The following is a 505-nucleotide window of genomic DNA, read 5'->3' as shown; positions in this document are numbered from 1 at the left end:
AATGTCGCGTATCGCGCTTCGCGAGCTTGGCAACACCGGCAAGGTGCCGGGCGTTGTGAAGTCGAGCTGGTAAGGAGACGCCAATATGACGATGACTGATCCGTTGGGCGATATGCTCACCCGCATCCGGAATGGCGCAGCTCGCCGCAAGAGCTCCGTCTCCACTCCGGCCTCCAATCTCCGTGCCCGCGTTCTCGACGTTCTGCAGGCCGAAGGTTACATCCGTGGCTACAGCCAGGTCGATTACGGCAATGGCAAGTCTGAGCTCACGATCGAACTGAAGTACTACGAAGGTTCTTCGGTCATTCGCGAAATCGGCCGCGTATCCAAGCCGGGCCGCCGAGTTTATGTCTCGGTTAAGTCCATCCCGCAGGTCGCGAACGGCCTCGGCATCACCATCTTGTCGACAACGAAGGGTGTGATGGCCGATCACCAGGCTCGCGAACAGAACGTTGGTGGTGAGGTACTCTGCTCCGTCTTCTAAGACGGGCAGGGGATCTCCATA

At 58.8% G+C, this 505-nt stretch carries 2 protein-coding genes; both read left to right on the top strand.

Annotated elements, in window-relative coordinates; all coding sequences use genetic code 11:
* The first annotated feature begins 1 nt into the window (after window position 1).
* Window positions 2-73: a hypothetical protein gene (locus tag CXR03_RS19065; RefSeq protein ID WP_368784667.1), complete on the top strand. Its 72-nt coding sequence runs from the start codon at window positions 2-4 to the stop codon at window positions 71-73.
* A 12-nt stretch (window positions 74-85) separates the two neighbouring features.
* Window positions 86-484, top strand: coding sequence for a 30S ribosomal protein S8 (gene rpsH, locus CXR03_RS19060; RefSeq protein ID WP_104105069.1), 399 nt, complete (start codon window positions 86-88; stop codon window positions 482-484).
* The last annotated feature ends 21 nt before the right edge of the window (window positions 485-505 follow it).

The organism is Arthrobacter sp. 08Y14 (assembly GCF_002929455.1).
In the GTDB taxonomy this organism is placed as follows: domain Bacteria; phylum Actinomycetota; class Actinomycetes; order Actinomycetales; family Micrococcaceae; genus Arthrobacter_B; species Arthrobacter_B sunyaminii.
Note: the sequence above shows the minus strand (reverse complement) of the source record. Positions and strands in the feature narration are given on the sequence as shown.

Excerpts from the sequence above, each read along its gene's own strand:
- rpsH (WP_104105069.1), top strand. The coding sequence starts at position 86 with ATGACGATGACTGATCCGTTGGGCGATATGCTCACCCGCATCCGGAAT.